The sequence below is a fragment of the Pseudomonas floridensis genome (genome assembly GCF_002087235.1).
GTDB lineage: Bacteria > Pseudomonadota > Gammaproteobacteria > Pseudomonadales > Pseudomonadaceae > Aquipseudomonas > Aquipseudomonas floridensis.
In genome coordinates this window covers 1-16,086 of sequence record NZ_MUIO01000064.1, presented here as the reverse complement: position 1 = coordinate 16,086, position 16,086 = coordinate 1, and the positions used below count along the sequence as shown (strand labels likewise).

The window sequence follows — 16,086 nt, the reverse complement described above, 5'->3', positions numbered from 1 at the left end:
GCGTGACTATATAGCAGTCCTGTTACAAATATGACAACGCGCGCGAATAGACTCCGGGATTGAGACGTTGTTCGCAGGTGATGGGTCTGAAGGCCCCTGGAGTTATCGCCTCACAGGGGGCAGGAGAGTAGCAGGATGAGGGACGTTTGATTATCGACGTCAGCCTTTTAATACATCTTCGATGGCTGCCGCCTTGCTCAGAAGAAAGGTGTCCGTGCCTCTTGGAGAATCAAGGCTCAAACCGACTGGAAGCATTCCTTTTGGCGCGACCGGTAGCGTTATCGAAGGCATTCCGGCGTTACTTGCCAGATCCGTATTCCGAATGACCTGACTGAACAGCTCGGGATGATCGGCATCGTTCAGATGAGGAACCGCACAGGGGACTGTAGGGTATGCCAACAGATCGACAGCGTGACGTTTGAACACTGTTTCTACGGTTGAACGTAATCTGATGAAGTTGTACATCGCCGAACTGTAGTCGGCCGGCGTGATCAGCCCGCCTTGCGAGTGCGTATTGATGATATCGCTAACGCTGGTGTCCCGAATCTTATCGAAGATCGAACTTATGCTGTCCTCCCAACCCAGCGAAAATAAGGTCCGGGGAAAATCAGTAAAAAACTCGTAGAGCGGAACCGTGAAGGTCAACGTCCTGTTCAGTGCATCGATCTGCGCGTCATCAATTGCGACACATTCGAATCCGGCATGCTGGAGTCTGGTAATTGCGGCCATGCAGTGTTTTTCAACCTGTTCAGCCAGGCCGAGCCACATGGACGCGGGAAGGCCTATTCGGCATCGACGATCTGCCCGTTCGAAAAGTGGTTTCTGACTTCCTGCCATCAGGCCATAGAGATAAGCCGCATCGGCCGCTGAAGCGGTAAGTAGCCCGACAGAATCTTTGGTATGGGAAACGGGAATGACGCCTTCGCATGACCAGCGGCCGGTCGAGGGTCTGAAGCCTGCAATACCGCAAAACGCCGCAGGTATCCTTACCGATCCGCCCGTATCAGTGCCGACGGAGACAGGGACAATTCCGGATGCCACTGCAGCGGCGCTGCCTCCACTGCTGCCGCCAGCGCAATACCCTGGGACAGCGGGATTGCCTACCGTTCCCCAATGAGGATTCACTGAGGTGACGCCAAAACTCAGTTCGTGCATGTTGTTTTTACCCGCAACGACTGCACCGAGCGCTTTCAGCTCTCGAACGATAGCGGCGTCGTGTCTGGCCATGAAACCTGACAGTGCGGGTGTGCCGGCAGTGACCGGTAATCCTGCCACACAGATAGCGTCCTTGAAGGAAATGGGTACGCCCCAGAGTGGCGACCCTTTGAGGGCAACATCGGCCTTGCCGAAGTGTTGTCCGGCGTCCCCATCGCGTATGAAACAGTTGAGTCCGGCGACCTGCGACTCAACCATTAGCGCTTGCTCACGTACTTCAGCAGCTGAAATGTCGCCACTGCTCAACGCGCTGCACAGTGATTCCAATGTGAGCTTCTCATGCATAACCTGGCCTCCAGAACGGCAGGGTTTCAAAACGTCAGTAACGATAATTTACGTTGATGCTATCCAGCGGATTCCCCGCCAGAAGCGTTCCTCCGGTACTGCGTAAAACTGCGCACGCGCTGTTGATCGCCGTTTGAATGGCGCCTTCGATCCAGCCTCCGGCAAAGGAGCAACTGCACCCCGCCAGGTACAAGCCTTTATCCAGCGCCGGGTTATTCGCTGTCATGGGTTGAAAGAAAAGCCGTTGCGAGTAGCTGTCTTCACCGGGGTAGTTGAGCTTGAAAGCACCTGCTGAATGAGGATCGGTCAGCCAGTCGTGCTGCAGCACATAACGTTCGTAATCGCCGCCGGCCGGAATCAGATGACGTGCGAATTGCGGGTGTATGGCTGCGAGGTCATTGACGAGAATCTCGCAACGTTTTTTCTTGCTGGAGATCGCCAACATTTTTTGGGCATCGTCTTCCCATGTATAACTCAGTAGAACGACACCAAAACTATCGGGGGCATCAGGCTGATAATCGAGGCAATACACGCCGCGTACCAGGCCATCTGACTGGATCGTGACCGGCAGTTTTTCCTTAAGCCAGAACTTGTTCCGGGTCAGTATGAAAAGTTTTGATGAGCCGGTCAGGTGCGTTTCCCTGACGGCGCGCGATACGTTCCGGTCCAGAAACGTTTCATCGTCGGTCAGCCAGTGAACCATTTGCATGGCCCGGTTGTTACTGGTCACTATTACCCGGTCAACGTCACGAAACTCGCCGTTACCCAGACAGACTCTTATCTTTTCGTCCTGCTTGTTGATACGGCTGACTCGGCGGTAGCTGACGTGATCGATCAGCGCTTTATCATGAAAGCGCTGATGAGCGAGCCGTGCAGCCAAGCTGGATATTCCGTTGGGAATGAGGCGTTGATCGGTTTGATACCCGTTGATAACCATCCGCAGGATTTCAGTAAACCCTGCCTGAAAGACTGGCAGGAAGCCACCGGAGCCTATGCCGAGTGAACCAAACAGTTCAAAGTCTTCGGGCCGTTCCCATTGTTCTCCACCCGGCGCAGAAGGACCGCTGAACATAGACACGACGGCGGTATAAAATGAACAGTCACGAAAGGAATCAAGCCAGCCCTGCCAGGCGACGGACGCCGGTTCAAACTTGCCTGCTTTTAATAGTGCGCTGATAGTCAGCGGTGCAATCAATATTGTTTCCGGTGTCTTATAGCCTTCGCAGAGCAAGGCTTGCCACCCTTCGTACACTCGCCTGAACAGCGCAGGCGGTTTCTGGCCGGCAGGCCATATATGACGCCCGCCGCGGTAGTGCAACTCGGTGTCCACGACGCCGGGGTCGGGAAAAGTCGTGCTCGTGGGGATGTCATGTTTACGCAAATAGTGGAAAAGCCCCGTTCCATTGGGAGGAAAGCGCATCGCGCCCATTTCGGCGATGAATTGCGGGAAGTCCGGATCGAATGCCTGTGACCAGGCCCGTCCACCTATCCGGTCGCGGGACTCATACAACGTAATGTCCTTTACGCCGGCACGCAGCAGCTCGGTCGCTGCGACCAGCCCGCTGATACCAGCCCCCACGATTGCCACGCTTGGCGGCGGCGTGCCGGGCGGGTAGTGTCCAATGCCCCCTGTGCTCTCACTGTGAGCCAGAAAAGGGGCATAGTCGTAGAGAAGATCAATACCTGGCGACAGGCTCTCGGAAAAAAGAATATCGTCACTCATCACTTACCCAACGCTCTCGCTTTTTAATTTTAGTTATCTAATGTGTAACGGCCATACGCCTGCGCTCTCTGAAGAGGCGTTTTAAAGAGGCGAGCAAATCCTGGCGCTTGATACACACAGGCTGGAATTTTTAAGGACCACACGAACGCGTTGTACGTATCAAGGCATTAACGCATTGACGGTGTACAGCGATTAAATGGCCACGTGATCGTGTGGTGCACCGTGCATAACGGAAGGCTCAATCACACGCGTTATAAACGCAGGAACAAGTCATCCGGTAAATAACCGTGCTTACGGTGAAGTCGGGAAGATTAGAGCGCCGTTGCCCTAACGATTGATATTGATCAAGCCCATTCGATTGCTCGGGAAGTTATAAGCGTTATTCGGCCGAGCACGCGAATCCATTACGCCGATGCGCTTGTCAATGTAGGTGTGTGTTTTGATACTCCCGCTTCTGTCGAAGCTCAGGGTCCAGCATTGGATCCATGAATTAGTTACTGAGATGAACTTTATTCTTGCTTAAAAAACGAGTCAAGGGTTTTTTTGATAAAGCTGCGTTGTTTAATCGTATAACGATAGTCTCGGGTCGTATTAAGGCTGGCAGTATCTGATCTGTCGTTTGTCATTTGATATCGTGATTAAAGATGTCGCATGACGGACAACTAAGTGCGCCTGTATTTGAAAGTGGAAACATAAAGGTAAGTGCAATCGTTTTCATTCAGAGGGTGTTTTTTTGTCCTCAGCCCACTCAGGCGTGCCGTTATCTCAATGCCTGGTTGCTTCGGATCGAGCCCATGCACCGCTGCTTACTCGGCAAAGCGTTCAGCGCTGGCTACAATGCGCGCCTTGCCAGGAGTTCTCATGTCCACGTTGTTCAGCGATTGGCGCCATCGCCCCACCCACCGTCGTGTCTGGGCGCTGGCCGCGCCGATGATTCTCTCCAATATCTCTGTACCGCTGGTTGCGCTGGTCGACAGCGCGGTCATCGGCCATTTGCCGCATGCGCATCAGTTGGGCGCCGTTGCCGTGGGCGCGACGCTGTACACTTTTCTGGCCTGGGCGATGGGCTTTTTGCGCATGGGCACGACCGGTTTTGCCGCGCAGGCGGCGGGGCGCTCGGATGGCGCGGCGTTGCGGCGGATTCTGCTGCAGGGTTTGCTGTTGGCTGTCGGGCTGGCCGTACTCCTGGGTGTGATCGCCGTGCCGTTCAGTCGGTTGGCGCTGACGCTGATGCAGCCCTCTGCCGATCTGCAACAAATGACCCTGGATTTCTTTCACACGCGGCTGTTCGGTCTGCCTGCGGCCCTCGCCAGCTATGCGCTGGTGGGCTGGTTTCTGGGCACGCAGAACGCACGAGCGCCGCTGGCGATTCTGCTGATTACCAATCTGGTCAATATCGTGCTCAACCTGTGGTTCGTGATCGGCCTGGACTGGGGCGTGGTCGGTTCGGCGCGGGCCTCGGTGCTGGCGGAATGGACGGGCGTGGTGCTCGGCCTGTTACTGGCGCGCAAGACGCTGCGTGCCTGGTCCGGGCAGATCGTCTGGTCGGCATTGAGGCTGTGGAGCAACTGGCGACCGTTGCTGGCGGTCAATCGCGACATTTTTCTGCGCACCCTGGCGCTGCAATCGGTGATGTTCCTGATCACCGTGCAGGGCGCTCGGCTGGGCGATGCCACAGTAGCGGCCAACGCGCTGCTGCTCAATGGCCTGCTGTTGACCTCGCATGCACTGGACGGGCTGGCGCACGCGGTGGAAGCCTTGTGCGGCCATGCGATCGGCGCCAGGGACCGGGCGACCCTACGTCGTTCGCTGGTCGTGGCGGGTGGCTGGTCGCTGATTGCCAGCCTGGGTTTCGCGGTGTTTTTTCTGTTTGGCGGTCATGGGTTCATTGGCATGCAGACCGACATTGCGCAGGTGCGCGAAACGGCGATGGTGTACCTGCCTTATCTGGCGCTGATGCCGCTGCTGGCGGTCTGGAGCTACTTGCTCGACGGCCTGTTCATCGGCGCGACGCGTGCCCGCGAAATGCGCAACGCGATGCTCATCAGCGCAGCGGCCATTGCGCCGGTGGCCTGTCTGGCGGCCAGTCATGGCAATCACGCGCTATGGCTGACCTTTCTGGCGTTCACCCTCGTGCGCGGCGTCAGCCTGGGCATCATTGCCTGGCGCCTGACGCGCACGGACGGCTGGTTCGTTCGCTAAACCCTGCTTACGGTCGAGCGACGACCGAGTCCGGGTGTGGGCTGTTGACGAACATCACCACCTCATCGATTACCGGTGCCAGACTGCGTAACGGTCGGGCAAATGCACCGATCAGGGAACCGTGATTGGTGCGGGAAAAATACAATTCGCGAACCGGCAGACCGGCTTCACGCAGTTTGAGAGCCAGACCGCCAGTGTTGCGCTTGGGGTCTACCTCTTTGTCTTTGTTGGACGCCATCAATAGGGCCGGTGGCGCGCCTGCGCTGATATGGTTGATTGGCTGCGAGTCACGGGGCGTATTGGGGAACAGAAAGGCGCGCTGGATTTCGGGATCTTTGATCGGCAGGAAATCATAAGGGCCGGCCAGACCGATCCAGCCGCTGATGATACTGGGTGATTCGCCTTCCCTGGCCAGCCAGCGGGGATCGAGCGCCAGCATTGCGGCGTTATAGGCGCCTGCGCTGTGGCCCATCACATAGAGCCGCTCAGGGTCGCCGCCATAGGTGCTGATATGCTTGCGGGTCCAGGCCAGTGCCTTGGCCGAATCTTCGAGAAAGCCCGGGTAGCTGGCCTGTGGATAAAGTCGGTAGTCAGCGACGACGGCCACGATCCCTCGTTCAGCCAGCGCCCGGCCTACAAAGGCGTAGTTGGCTCTTTCACCGTGAGTCCAGCTGCCCCCATAGAAAAACACCACCACCGGCGCGTGCTCAGGCCGCGATTTGGGCATGAAGATGTCCAGCCGGTTGCGCGGATCCGGGCCGTACGCCTGGTCGGGCGTCTCATGCACACCACTGGCCGGAGTCAAGGTGTTCAGCACGTTGAACACCGAGCAACCCGACAGGAACGTCAGCAGGGCACCGGTTATAAGCGTACGGAAAATCGCTCGTTTCATGGCGCAGGTCTCGATCAGGAGGGTTGCAGGCGGAAAAAGCAGCCCAAGGTCTGACTGGGATAACCGTGCATAGTTACAGAGTGAAGTTACTTTAATGTGCCGGGTCCGGATCGCTCGGGGCATTGGCATTGGCATCGAAGGGCGGTAGTTCACTGTCGAGCACGATGCGCGGGCTGACCAGGGTCATGGCCTGCGAATTGAACCTGACCTGGCTGTCGCCGACTTGCAGCAGCAGATCGCTGCCGTGTTCAACGCAAAGTCTTGACCCATCACTCAGATCGAGGCATTGCGAATCCCCCGGCATCACTAGCCCATCGAACTGCATACGGACCGGCGCAGGCTTGGGCGCGGTCTCTTCCCGGCCGATAAGCACCAGCGGCGTTGCGGAGCCGGTATGCAAGGTGGCGACGATCATGGGTTGATCCAGATCGTCCGGGTTGAATCGCACCACCACCTGCAGTCCACCCTGACAGCGAAAACGCAGCGTCGGGGCAACCGGCAGCCAGCATGTGGTATGACGCGCCTCGGGACCTTGTTGCGCCCACTCGAATTGCACCTGCACTCTACCCGCCGGGTCGCGTTGCTGCAGTTCGCCAGGCTGGCCTGTGATCCAGGCGCACTGCAACCTGGGAACTTCGGGCCTAGGCGAGGGCGGCGGTGTGCAGAAGCCGACTTCCCAGGGGACCGCCTGAAAATGGTTCACATAGCGCGTCGCTGCCGGATGGCCTTGCGCAGTGCGACCTTCGAAGCGGTGCTCGACCCGAGTGATCAGCCACATGTGGTTCCAGTCCCGCTCGGGAAGTCCGGCCAGCGGCAGCAACAGCCCGCAGCTCACGAACGGCAGGGTGCTCTCGCCTTGCGCCCGTTGCTGCGCCCGACTGTCCGGCTTGTCGGTGTCCTCACAGGTCACGGCAAACCGCGTGACGCCAGGTTGCTGTTCAAATTGCCGCCAGGCGGCGATCGGTGCACGCCGAAAACCGCGCAGTCCTTCGCTGAAAACCAGCTCGTGGCGACGACGTGAGTGCTGGAAGTGATAGTGAATGTTTTCTTCGGCGCACAGCCGCTCGATGAACAGCAGGTCGGACTCGTCATGCTGAAAGCAGGTGTCCCGCAGGTGGCACTGCTTTCTGAGGTCGAAGCGGTAGTTCTCCTTGATTCCGTGCTCCTTGAGAACGAGGGCGATGATCTGCGTTGCACTCAGCCCCTCGAACACGCGCTGGTGATAGCGCTGGCCAAGGCAGGCCAGACGTGGGCCGACGGTCAGCCGGTAGCACGCCGGGCCCGGTCGGTAATGCATTCGGGTGGCGCCATGCACCTGGCCGTGAAAACCCTGCGGACCGCCGTTGAAACTCAGAAAGGCGGGTTTGAGCATCAGGCTTCCCAGGTCGGTTTCATTCCCGCTGACCTCCAGCTCGAACCTGTAAGGCTGGCTGATCGCCTCGACGGCAGTGAAGGACAGCACATTGAAATGGCAATTCAGGCGTGCGATTTCCAGACGAAAGAAGGGCTCGCTGGCAGGGTCGGGCATGGAAAATGTCTCTACCGAAATGGCGGTCGGCGATTCTGGCGGAGAAGGCTGCGGGGTAAAGGGGGGTAAGGCAGAAAAGGAAGTTGCCTACACAGAGTAAGGTTCAGTCCTTACGTCAAGTTGTGGCAGTGACCGGTCGATGCTGCGTCCCGAAAGGTGTCGCTCCGCATAACGCGGGCAACACCTCCCAGTCCGTTTCGGGTCAGGACGACAGGTACGACGAGCGCGTCAGCCCCAGACGCAGGGCGTCGAGGAAGTAGGTGCGTTCGCGCGGGGTGATCTTGGCGCTGGCGACCTTGTCCCGGTAATGGGTCATCAGTTCTTCCGGCGACAAGTGTACGTAGCGCAGCATGTCTTCGATGGTGTCGTGGGTTTCGATCCCGGCGTGGTAAACGCTGCCGTCCGGGTTCTGGTAGATGTTCACCGAGTCGGTATCACCGAACAGGTTGTGCATGTCGCCCAGAATTTCCTGATACGCGCCCACCAGGAAGATCCCTAGCAGGTAGTCCTCGCCTTCGTTCAGCGGGTGGACCGGCATGCTGGTCTCGATGCTCTGCTCGTCGACGTACTGCTTGATCTTGCCGTCGGAGTCACAGGTCAGGTCTTGCAGCACGGCGCGGCGCACCGGCTCTTCGCCCAGGCGATGCAGCGGCAGGATCGGCAGCACCTGGCCGATGGCCCAGGTGTCCGGCAGGCTCTGGAACACCGAGAAATTGCAGATGTACTTGTCGGCCAGCTTGTCGTTGAGTTCGTCCAGCACCTGACGGTGCGAGCGCTGGCGTGCTTTCAACGAATTGTGCAGGCGGCGGCAGACCGCGAAGTAGCACTGCTCGCCCAACGCTTTCTGCGCCAGGGTGATCTTGCCGTCGGCGTACTGGGTCGCGATGTCGCTCATGTAGTGCGTGGCGCGCCAGTAGGTTTCGGTGACCATCTCGATGTCGGTCGGACCCAGCAGGTCCACCAGCCACTGCACGGTTTCCGGCAGGCTGTCCTTGTCGGCGATTTCCGGCACTTCGTCGTTATGTTTCTCGACGTCGGTGACCTGCACCACCAGCATGGCGTGGTGGGCGGTCAGCGAACGGCCGCTTTCCGAGAAGATGTGCGGATGCGGCAGGCCCTGCGCGTCGCAGAACTCCTTGAGCATGCCGACCACGACACCGGCGTAATCGTCCATGTCGTAGTTGATGGAACTGGCGTTGCGCGAGTGGGTGCCGTCGTAGTCCACGCCCAGACCGCCGCCCACATCGATGTGGTCCACCGGCAGGCCGAGGTTGCGCAGCTCGCCGTAGTAGCGGATCGCTTCCTTGAAGCCGTGCTGGTAGTCGGCCAGGTTGGCGATCTGCGAGCCCATGTGGAAGTGCAGCAGGCGAATGCCCTGATCCAGGCCCGCCTTGCGGAAGCGCTCGACCACCGACAACAGTTGCGCGGCAGACAAACCGAACTTGGACTTCTCGCCGCCAGTGTCCGCCCACTTGCTCGACGCCAGTGAGGACAGGCGCACGCGCAGGCCCACCTGCGGCGCGACCTTCAGTTCGGCGGCTTCTTCGATGACCAGTTCGACTTCGGATTCTTTCTCGATGACGATGAAGACGTTGTGGCCCAGTTTCTGGCCCATCAGCGCCAGACGGATGAACTCACGGTCCTTGTAACCGTTGCAGACGATGGTGCCGCCTTTCGGAGCCAGTGCCAGAACGGCCATCAGCTCGGGCTTGGAGCCCGCTTCCAGACCGATGGACACATTCTGTGTAGCGATGATGTTCTCGACCACCGCTTCTTGCTGGTTGACCTTGATCGGGTAGAGCGCGGTGTACTGGCTCTGGTATTCCAGGCGGGCGATGTTGCTGTCGAACGCACCGGTCAACTGGCGCACGCGGTCCTGCAGGATGTCGGGAAAACGCACCAGCAACGGCAGGGAAAGACCGCTCTTGCGCAAGTCATCGACCTGCTCGTAGAGGTCGATCGGCGAGCTGCCAGCCCCGTTGGGACGAACTTCAACGCGACCGGCTTCATTGATTGCAAAATAACCGGCACCCCAATGGCGAATGCCGTAAACGCTGCGGCTGTCCGCAACGGTCCATTGGCTGCCATCGTCTTTGCGTGTACGTCGTACGGACATCGAAGTCCCCTATAAAGAAGTCGTAGCGCCAACCATAGTCGGCTCGGCGCAGTGTAAAGAGTGCAGGTGACGGTTTTGATGCGCCTGTCAGCCGCCCGATTTTTTGGCCTTGAAGCCTTTCTTGATCAGCTCGGCCAGCAACAGTTCGACATGATCGCCCTGAATCTCGATCACACCGTCCTTGAGCGCTCCGCCCGTGCCGCAGCGCTGCTTCAGCGCCTTGGCCAGTTCCTTGAGTGCGTCTTCGGCCAGCGGCACGCCGGTGATCGTGGTGACGGTCTTGCCACCGCGCCCCTTGCTTTCGCGACGAACGCGGGCAATGCCGTCCCCTTCGGGAATGGCGGTCTGCTTGCAGGTGCAATCGGCGACAGGCTGGCGACAGTCGGGGCAGTGACGCCCTGAGTCGGTTGAAAATACCAGGCCGCCCAGGGCAGCGAGGGAAGCGGCTTTTTTAGCCACGGGAAATCCTCTTGTTGAGGACTGACGATGGGTCGGGCTCCTGGAGCCTTCGACCGCGAAGCCCCACTCTGGCAGGGGCAGCGCTACTGAAGCGGCAAGGCCGGTCCAGTTTGAAAAGGTCGCGCAGTGTAACGGCAAAACAGCCAATTGCTAAGGGGTGGAATGCGCCAATTTACTGATCATTTGCGACCTGCTCCAGATAGCGTTTCAGTGCTGCCAGGGAGTCCGGGCAATAAGGCGTTCGCTCGGCCTGACGCAACACCTCTGCGATGGGCATGAAGCACGCTTCCATGACTTCTTCCGGCTGTAACGTCAGTTCGCCATCCCACACGGCGGAAAACACCGCGCACCAGATCCGGTTGTCCGGCTGATCGAAGAAAAACCGTTCGTGCGCCTCGAGCGTCACGCCCTGCACACCCAGTTCTTCTTTCAATTCACGGGCGGCGGATTCGGCATAACTCTCGTGTGCCTGGACCATGCCGCCGGCCGCCACGTCCCAGTAACCGGGATAGATGGCCTTGCTCAGCGTTCGCCGGTGCACGCACAATTCGCCTGCGCAGTTGAACAGCAGAATATAGGTGGCGCGTCCGATCAGGCCGCGTGCGCGGACCTCGGCGCGCGGCAGCGAACCTTGCAACTGATCATGCTCGTCGACCCAGGCGATCTGCTCGGCGTCCGAGGCGGCGCGGTGCGCGGCCTCGTGCGAAGAAATCGGCATCAGCCCTGATTCAGCAACTGGCGAAGGTCAATGACGGCCGCGTTGGCCCGCGAGATGTAGTTGGCCATGACCAGCGAATGGTTGGCGAACACGCCGAACGGGCTGCCGTTCAGGATCATCGGGCTCCACAGCGGTTCCTGCGAGGCTTCCAGTTCACGAATGATCTGGCGCACGCTGACCGTCGCGTTCTTCTTGGCCAGTACGTCGGCGAAGTCGACTTCGATGGCGCGCAGCAGGTGCGAAAGCGCCCAGGCCTGACCGCGTGCTTCGTAGAACACGTTGTCTACTTCCAGCCACGGAGTCTCGACGATTTCCTCGTCAACCTGCGGCACTTCACCCGGCTTGACCGAGGCAATGGCTTCGGTTTTCAGCGTGCTGTTGAGCTTGACCCGACCCACGCTGGCCGACAGGCGCTGCGACAGCGAGCCCAGACGGGTGCCGACATCGCCCAGCCAGTTGTTCAGGTTGTCGGCGCGGGCATAGAACAGGGCGCCTTTCTGGTTGGGATCGGACAGACGCGCCTGATAGCGGCTCAGCGCATTGATCCCGTCGGTGTATTGCGATTCGCTGGAAGGCAGGATCCAGCTGCGATTGTTGAAGTTGAACAACGGCTCGGCGCGGGCCAGATCACCGTCTTCAGCCGATTGCGACTGTGAACGGGCGAAATCTTTGCGCAGCGCACGGCTCAGGTCGCGAACCTGAACCAGCACGCCGTACTCCCAGCTTGGGATGTTGTCCAGCCACAGACCGGGCGGCATGCGGTCATTGGACAGATAGCCACCGCGCTTGTCGAGCAGGGTCTGAGCAACGCTTTTCAGGGTCTCGACCGTGGTGTAGCCGATGACCATCTGTTTGCCTTCACGCTCGGCGGCTGCCTGGGCATTCTGCTGCACTGGAAACAGCGCAGGCTCCTTGCTCCAGTACCAGCCGACCACCAGCGCGACGAGCAGATAGATCAAGACCAAGGCACCCAGCGCACGGCTATAGAACAGGTTGCCCAGATAGCCGCGTCGTTTGACCGATGCAGTGTCAGCGGTACGCTCACCCGCGCTGCCTGCGCGGTTCTTCCAATCCAGCATGGTAGGGTCCTTTCGATCTTGAGTTGAATGCTACGAGGCGTTCGACCGTAACCTTACCTCAAGGTGCAATCAGCGAGCACATCGGCTTTGTAATTGATTGAGAAGCTGTCCGACAGGTCAAGCAGTCGACCCTTGTGAGCGCTTTACCGATGGCGGAAATGCGGCCTGAAAAAGCAGCGATAGCCATTGGCTATACAGGCATAGTTATACGTAATGGCAGAGCGCCATGTATTTGTTGTCAAATAAGTGACTTACGGCACTCTTCGGACGTATCGAAGGTGCTAGCATAGCGCCATCACCCGTTTCGCCTCAGCGAACTCACAGTAGTCTTGATATGACCGAGCCCGAAGATCCCAGCCGCGATCGTTTAAAGCATCATTTTGCCCAAAGGGTCATTCATCAGGCACGTCAGATACTTGAGACCTGGCAGCGGCTGCAGAAAACCGAATGGTCGGCCAGCGACATGGCCGAGCTGAAGGACTCCACGTTGCGCCTGTTGCGCTTCGCCGAGCGTTTCGAGCAGACCGAGCACGTCGCGTTGGCGCGTGAAATCGATCAGGCGCTGGACGCCGTCGAAGCCAATCGCGGGCGTCTGAACAGCACCGTCATCACCGAACTCAACCGCTTGATGCAGCGGCTGTCACGTACGGGCCTGCGTCACGGCGACCGGCTGGAGCAGACCTCGCTGCCACCGTTGCGCAAGCCGGTGTATGTGGTCCTGCAGGATCATGACCGTGCCGAGCGACTGGCCAAGCAGCTGGAATTCTTCGGTCTGTCCGCGCTGTCGCTGCACAGTGTTCTGGAATTTCAGACTGCCATGACCCAACGCCACCCGGCGGCGATTGTCATGGACGTCGATTTCAGCGGCCCCGGGCAAGGCCTGAAGCTGGCCTCACAGGCTCAGGAAGGGCTGGAGCAGAAGTTGCCGCTGTTATTTTTCAGCCTGCACGAAACCGACACCCCGACCCGGCTGGCGGCGGTGCGCGCGGGAGGTCAGGAGTTTCTGACCGGCGCGCTGGAGGCGTCGAGCCTGCTGGAGAAGATCGAGATACTGACCTGTGTGGCGCAATACGAGCCTTACAAGGTGCTGATCATCGATGACTCACGGGCACAGGCCACGCACACCGAGCGCGTGCTCAACGCGGCCGGGATCGTCACGCGCACCTTGCTCGACCCAATCCAGGCGATGTCCGAACTGGCTGACTTTCAGCCGGACCTGATCATTCTCGACATGTATATGCCGGGCTGCACCGGGACGGAACTGGCCAAAGTCATCCGCCACAACGACCGTTATGTCAGCGTGCCGATCATCTACCTGTCTGCCGAAGACGATCAGGACAAGCAACTGGACGCCATGAGTGAGGGCGGCGATGACTTTCTGACCAAGCCGATCAAGCCGCGCCACCTGATCACCACGGTGCGCAACCGCGCCGCACGGGCGCGCAACCTCAAGGCGCGCATGGTTCGCGACAGTCTGACCGGCCTTTATAACCACACCCACATCCTGCAACTGCTGGAAGACTGCAGCTTTCGCTCGCGTCGCGAAGGCAAGCCGTTATGCTTCGCCATGCTCGATATCGACCATTTCAAGCGGGTCAACGACAGCCACGGGCATCCGATGGGCGACCGGGTGATCAAGAGCCTGGCGCTGTTTCTCAAACAACGGCTGCGCAAGACCGACTTCATCGGTCGTTACGGTGGTGAAGAATTTGCCATCGTCATGCCGGACACCGACATCCAGAGTGCGCATAAAGTGCTCGAGGAAATCCGTTACCGCTTCGCGGAGATTCATTATCCGGCCCAGCCCGCGGACCTGTTCTGCACGTTCAGCGCAGGCGTGGTATCGCTGGGGGCGAACGATGACAGCCTGAGTCTGGCGTCCCAGGCTGACAGTGCGCTGTACCGCGCCAAGCATGCCGGCCGCAATCAGGTGCATTCGGCGCTGGTTGAAGCGCCGTATCACGTTGTTCTGCCGGAAACACAAAGCTGACCTCAGGTCGCTGTTGCGCGCTGCCGTCCGCCGAGGTTGCCGGGTGACAGGGCCAGCGCCAGCTGCGTGCGGTTGTGCATGCGCGTCAGACGCAGCACTTGCGAAACGTACAGTTTGACGGTGTTTTCAGTGATGCCCAGTTCGCACGCGATCTGGTAATTGGTCTGCCCGGTGCTGACCAGCCTGGCCACGTCGAGTTGGCGCGGCGACAGCTTGGCGAACACTTCGGGCATGTGATCGTTATCGACCGTCGTCTCGGCCTTGCGCTCGGGCGGCGTGCCTCGGGTCTGATCGAGATTCTGATACAGGTCGTCGATGGACGCGGCGAGGTACTGGAGCTTTTCGTTGAGCAGGCCCAGTTGCTGAAGATTTCTGCGTCGCTCGCTCAGCGCTTCGATCTGACGCTGCACGCCTTCCAGCACTTCGTCCAGATCGACGGGCTTCTGATAGTAATCGGCGACGCCTGCGCGCAACGCCTTGATGACGTCCTTTTTCTCGGCCTTGCCGGTCAGCATGATGGCTTCGAACAGATGCTTTCTGCCGCCGATGCGTTTCATGGCTTCGACCATCTCGATGCCGTTCATGTCCGGCATGTCCAGGTCACACAGAACAATGCCGATGCTGTCATCCTGAGTGAAATGCTCCATGGCTTCGCCACTGGACAGGCAGGGTATGCAGGGATAACCGCTGTTTTCGAGAAACTCGCTCAGTTCTTCGACAACGAGAGGCTGGTCGTCCACCACCAGGATTTTTACCGAAGAATATGTATTCACGCGCTACTCCATGCTGGTCGGCAACTTTTAAAAACTGAAGCCTGAATCCATTCAGCCAATAAGGTGCGGCACGCAATGCTCTTTGAAGCCGATACGCGCCTGATACTTACCGTAGTCGTACTTTGTGATTATGTACATGGCCATAGTGCGCGCTTCGATCAGTGGATAATTAACACGGTTAACAGAAGTCCGATAAACAGGAACGGCGAGAAGGGGTATTTATTTGTCATCGGCGGCCCCAAGTACAAGTAACGGCGCGTAAAGTGCTGGTTTACAAGGGGCCAGACTTTAGTGTCCGACAGGCTCCACAGCGCAATGGCGAGGCCTGCGCCAATAAAAGTACCCAGCAAGTAGACACTGTCAGTCGCGAGCGCAAGTGCCACCAAAAGTTTGACATCGCCGGCTCCCAGCCTGCCCAGTGCATAGCCCGGCAACGTCAGTGCCAGAGCGATCAACAACGCCCAGCCGGCTTCGTCGGGGGCAGCGCCCAGCCAGGTGTGACCCGAATAAGCCAGGTAGCCGCCAGCCAATAAGGCGACGCCCATGGTCAGCCAGTTGGAAATTTCCCGCTGTCGTGCATCCTGTTCGGCGCAGGCCGCGAACCATACCAGTAGAAAAAATAAATCCATTCGGTAAAAAGCGTCCTGTTTTCCTGAAAGAAACTATGCTGTTGTCAGGTCGTACTGTCAGAGTAGACGTTGACATGCCCGTCATCCCGCATCTTCGTTCGCCACGTAGACAACGAGGCGCCGCAGCCATTGAGTTTGCGGCGGTGTTCGTTATCTTTTTTGCGGTGTTCTATGGCGTTGTAAGTTATAGCCTGCCGCTGCTGATGGTGCAGTCTTTCAACGCGGCTGCCAGTGAAGCGGTGCGTCGCAGTGTTGCGCTCAGCCCGACGGCGGCCAACTACAACCAGTTGATCGTGACGCAGGCTGAAAGCGTGGTCATGAACCAGTTGGCATGGATGCCCGCATCGCTGGGGTTCAACAGCTCCAACGTTCGCGTGACCTACACAGCCGGGGTGCTGACGGCCAACATCAGTTACCCCAAGTCCAGACTGGCCCAGGTTCTGCCGTTCCTGACGCTGCCGGGTATCGGCCAGATAC

13 protein-coding genes are annotated in these 16,086 nt (G+C 58.8%); 3 read left to right on the top strand and 10 right to left on the bottom strand.

Translation table 11 applies throughout. The features are described 5' to 3' along the window. Positions 1-159: 159 nt before the first annotated feature. Positions 160-1,500: an amidase family protein gene (locus tag BZK31_RS15915; protein WP_083183918.1), complete on the bottom strand. Its 1,341-nt coding sequence runs from the start codon at positions 1,498-1,500 to the stop codon at positions 160-162. A gap of 34 nt (positions 1,501-1,534) precedes the next feature. Further along, the gene (locus BZK31_RS15910) at positions 1,535-3,223 is read right to left on the bottom strand and encodes an NAD(P)/FAD-dependent oxidoreductase (protein WP_083183917.1); all 1,689 of its coding nucleotides are present in this window, start codon (positions 3,221-3,223) and stop codon (positions 1,535-1,537) included. Positions 3,224-4,084: 861 nt separating this feature from the next. Here BZK31_RS15910 and BZK31_RS15905 point away from each other — a divergent pair. Further along, positions 4,085-5,425, top strand: coding sequence for an MATE family efflux transporter (locus tag BZK31_RS15905; protein ID WP_083183916.1), 1,341 nt, complete (start codon positions 4,085-4,087; stop codon positions 5,423-5,425). 7 nt (positions 5,426-5,432) lie between these two features. On the opposite strand, the gene BZK31_RS15900 is transcribed toward BZK31_RS15905, so the two are convergent. The 6 genes from BZK31_RS15900 to BZK31_RS15875 form a co-directional block, all read right to left on the bottom strand. Next, complete coding sequence (locus tag BZK31_RS15900; RefSeq protein WP_083183915.1) at positions 5,433-6,317, bottom strand: alpha/beta hydrolase; 885 nt, start codon at positions 6,315-6,317, stop codon at positions 5,433-5,435. Between the two features lie 91 nt (positions 6,318-6,408). Next, positions 6,409-7,845: a type VI secretion system Vgr family protein gene (locus BZK31_RS15895; protein ID WP_083183914.1), complete on the bottom strand. Its 1,437-nt coding sequence runs from the start codon at positions 7,843-7,845 to the stop codon at positions 6,409-6,411. Between the two features lie 202 nt (positions 7,846-8,047). Further along, the gene (gene speA / locus BZK31_RS15890; protein ID WP_083183913.1) at positions 8,048-9,961 is read right to left on the bottom strand and encodes an arginine decarboxylase; all 1,914 of its coding nucleotides are present in this window, start codon (positions 9,959-9,961) and stop codon (positions 8,048-8,050) included. Positions 9,962-10,048: 87 nt separating this feature from the next. Continuing rightward, positions 10,049-10,420, bottom strand: a complete 372-nt coding sequence (locus BZK31_RS15885; RefSeq protein WP_083183912.1) for a translation initiation factor Sui1 — start codon at positions 10,418-10,420, stop codon at positions 10,049-10,051. A 172-nt stretch (positions 10,421-10,592) separates the two neighbouring features. After that, positions 10,593-11,138 (bottom strand): NUDIX hydrolase, encoded by a 546-nt coding sequence (locus tag BZK31_RS15880; protein ID WP_083183911.1) that lies wholly within the window; start codon positions 11,136-11,138, stop codon positions 10,593-10,595. After that, positions 11,138-12,217 (bottom strand): DUF2333 family protein, encoded by a 1,080-nt coding sequence (locus tag BZK31_RS15875; RefSeq protein ID WP_083183910.1) that lies wholly within the window; start codon positions 12,215-12,217, stop codon positions 11,138-11,140. The genes BZK31_RS15880 and BZK31_RS15875 overlap by 1 nt, the downstream gene beginning before the upstream one ends. Before the next feature lie 334 nt (positions 12,218-12,551). On the opposite strand from BZK31_RS15875, the gene BZK31_RS15870 reads away from it, so the two are divergent. Next, on the top strand, positions 12,552-14,207 hold the full coding sequence (locus BZK31_RS15870; RefSeq protein ID WP_083183909.1) for a response regulator: 1,656 nt from the start codon (positions 12,552-12,554) through the stop codon (positions 14,205-14,207). A 2-nt stretch (positions 14,208-14,209) separates the two neighbouring features. On the opposite strand, the gene BZK31_RS15865 is transcribed toward BZK31_RS15870, so the two are convergent. Further along, positions 14,210-14,980 carry a response regulator transcription factor gene (locus BZK31_RS15865; protein ID WP_083183908.1) on the bottom strand — a complete coding sequence of 257 codons (771 nt, stop codon included), beginning with the start codon at positions 14,978-14,980 and terminating at the stop codon, positions 14,210-14,212. 158 nt (positions 14,981-15,138) lie between these two features. After that, positions 15,139-15,609: a prepilin peptidase gene (locus BZK31_RS15860; protein ID WP_083183907.1), complete on the bottom strand. Its 471-nt coding sequence runs from the start codon at positions 15,607-15,609 to the stop codon at positions 15,139-15,141. A 74-nt stretch (positions 15,610-15,683) separates the two neighbouring features. On the opposite strand from BZK31_RS15860, the gene BZK31_RS15855 reads away from it, so the two are divergent. Next, positions 15,684-16,086, top strand: a 403-nt coding sequence (locus BZK31_RS15855) for a TadE/TadG family type IV pilus assembly protein (protein WP_083183966.1), incomplete at its 3' end; no start/stop codon positions are given.

Excerpts from the sequence above, each read along its gene's own strand:
- BZK31_RS15875 (WP_083183910.1), bottom strand. The coding sequence starts at position 12,217 with ATGCTGGATTGGAAGAACCGCGCAGGCAGCGCGGGTGAGCGTACCGCT.
- speA (WP_083183913.1), bottom strand. The coding sequence starts at position 9,961 with ATGTCCGTACGACGTACACGCAAAGACGATGGCAGCCAATGGACCGTT.
- BZK31_RS15860 (WP_083183907.1), bottom strand. The coding sequence starts at position 15,609 with ATGGATTTATTTTTTCTACTGGTATGGTTCGCGGCCTGCGCCGAACAG.
- BZK31_RS15910 (WP_083183917.1), bottom strand. The coding sequence starts at position 3,223 with ATGAGTGACGATATTCTTTTTTCCGAGAGCCTGTCGCCAGGTATTGAT.
- BZK31_RS15900 (WP_083183915.1), bottom strand. The coding sequence starts at position 6,317 with ATGAAACGAGCGATTTTCCGTACGCTTATAACCGGTGCCCTGCTGACG.
- BZK31_RS15895 (WP_083183914.1), bottom strand. The coding sequence starts at position 7,845 with ATGCCCGACCCTGCCAGCGAGCCCTTCTTTCGTCTGGAAATCGCACGC.
- BZK31_RS15915 (WP_083183918.1), bottom strand. The coding sequence starts at position 1,500 with ATGCATGAGAAGCTCACATTGGAATCACTGTGCAGCGCGTTGAGCAGT.
- BZK31_RS15905 (WP_083183916.1), top strand. The coding sequence starts at position 4,085 with ATGTCCACGTTGTTCAGCGATTGGCGCCATCGCCCCACCCACCGTCGT.
- BZK31_RS15880 (WP_083183911.1), bottom strand. The coding sequence starts at position 11,138 with ATGCCGATTTCTTCGCACGAGGCCGCGCACCGCGCCGCCTCGGACGCC.
- BZK31_RS15870 (WP_083183909.1), top strand. The coding sequence starts at position 12,552 with ATGACCGAGCCCGAAGATCCCAGCCGCGATCGTTTAAAGCATCATTTT.